This is a genomic window from Corallococcus llansteffanensis, assembly GCF_003612055.1.
GTDB classification, from domain to species: Bacteria; Myxococcota; Myxococcia; order Myxococcales; family Myxococcaceae; genus Corallococcus; species Corallococcus llansteffanensis.
The window spans coordinates 1-553 of record NZ_RAWB01001148.1; the positions used below are offsets into that span (position 1 = coordinate 1).

A 553-nucleotide genomic window follows, 5' to 3' on the forward strand; every position below is an offset into this window, starting at 1 on the left:
GTGTCCTCAAGGCTGGCGCCGCCTACGTCCCGCTGGAGATGAGCTACCCCCACGAGCGCCTCGCCCTGCTGCTGGAGGACTCCGGCGCTCCCGTGCTGGTGACCCGCTCCGACTGGGAGTCGAGCCTTCCGTCCTTCTTCGGCGCCACCCTGCTGCTGGACGACGAGGCCCCTCTCCTCGCGCGCAAGCCCACGCACGCGCCCGCCGTGCCCTCCTCGGCCGACAGCCTCGCCTACGTCATGTTCACCTCCGGCTCCACCGGCAGGCCCAAGGGCGTCATGGTGCCCCACCGCGGCGTCGTGCGCCTCGTCTGCGGCGCGTCCTACTTCCGCTTCGGCCCGGAGCACCGCTACCTCCAGCTCGCTCCCACTGCCTTCGACGGCTCCACGATTGAGATTTGGGGCGCGCTGCTGCACGGGGCCCAGCTGGTGCTCGCGCCGCCGCATTCCCTCTCGCTCGAGGAGCTCGCGGCCTTCTTCCGCCGCCACGCCCCCACCAGCGTCAGTCTCACCACGGCGCTCTTCGAGCAGATGGCGCTCCACCAGGGAGAGAC

At 71.2% G+C, this 553-nt stretch carries 1 protein-coding gene; it reads left to right on the forward strand.

Annotated features, from left to right (window positions below):
• Positions 1–553, forward strand: a 553-nt coding sequence (locus D7V93_RS43855) for an AMP-binding protein (RefSeq protein ID WP_147451724.1), incomplete at both ends; no start/stop codon positions are given.